This is a genomic window from Xanthomonas sp. SHU 199 (assembly GCF_000364665.1).
In the GTDB taxonomy this organism is placed as follows: Bacteria; Pseudomonadota; Gammaproteobacteria; order Xanthomonadales; family Xanthomonadaceae; genus Xanthomonas_A; species Xanthomonas_A sontii.
This window is the reverse complement of sequence record NZ_AQOI01000495.1, coordinates 1-870: the sequence shown is the minus strand read 5'-3', so window position 1 is coordinate 870 and position 870 is coordinate 1. Positions and strand designations below refer to the sequence as shown.

The 870-nt window shown below is 72.2% G+C and carries 1 protein-coding gene and 1 pseudogene; both read right to left on the bottom strand.

The genetic code is table 11. From position 1 onward, the window contains the following. A pseudogene (locus D183_RS0115460) lies at nucleotides 1-184 on the bottom strand (hypothetical protein); the annotation flags it as partial. Further along, nucleotides 181-870, bottom strand: a 690-nt coding sequence (locus D183_RS24935) for an SDR family oxidoreductase (RefSeq protein WP_017909802.1), incomplete at its 5' end; no start/stop codon positions are given. The pseudogene D183_RS0115460 and the gene D183_RS24935, both read right to left, overlap by 4 nt.

Here is an 870-nt window from a genome sequence, read left to right as displayed (position 1 = left end):
CGGCCGCCTGCGCGGCCAGGCTGGCATAGGCCTGCAGGCGCTGCGGCTTCGGCGTCTGGTAGGCGACCTGGGCCCACTGGTCGCGCACCGCGACCACTGCCGGCGTCAGCGGCGCGGCGGCGACGGCCGCCCCCAGCGGCGACAGCGCAAGCAACAACGACAGCGCACGCAGACGGACGTTCATCGGGCATCTCCAAATCGGGAAGGAGCGCGCGCGGCATGCCGGCGCACCACGGGCAACTGCGCTTTCAAACTGCGGTCCACCAGCCCCGGCAGGGCGCCGTTGAGGCGGGCGAAGAGTTTTTCCGGCCAACCGATCTGCAGGCGCCGATCGCCGCGTTCGATCGCCTGGCGCAGCGCGCGCGCCACCCGCTCGGGCGTATCCGCGCCGACCTTCAACTCCTGGTTCATCGCATCCACCTGCGCGGTGTTGAACGCGGTGCGGGTGGCGCGCGGCGCCAGGTACTGGAAACGCACATGGCTGTCGGCGTACTCGCGCGCCAGCGCCTCGAACAGCCCGCGCAGGCCGAACTTGCTGGCGCTGTAGCCGGCAAAGCCGGGAAAGCCCAGGCTGCCGAAGGTGGAGCCGACCGCCACCACCGTGGCCTGCGGCTGCGCCTGCAGCAACGGCAGCAGCGCGCGCACCAGCAACATCGGCGCCATCAGGTTGGTGTCGAGCAATTGCCGCAGATCCTGCTCGGACTGCTCGGCGAACAGGCCGAAGCCGCTCTGCGCATGCGCGATCAGCAGCAGCGAGGGACGGATCGGCAAGGCCCCGGCGGCGGCGAGCAACTGCGCGCGCCCGGCCGGCGTGGACAGGTCCAGCGGCAGCGGCAGCACCCGCCCCTGCGGATGCCGGCCGGCGACCTG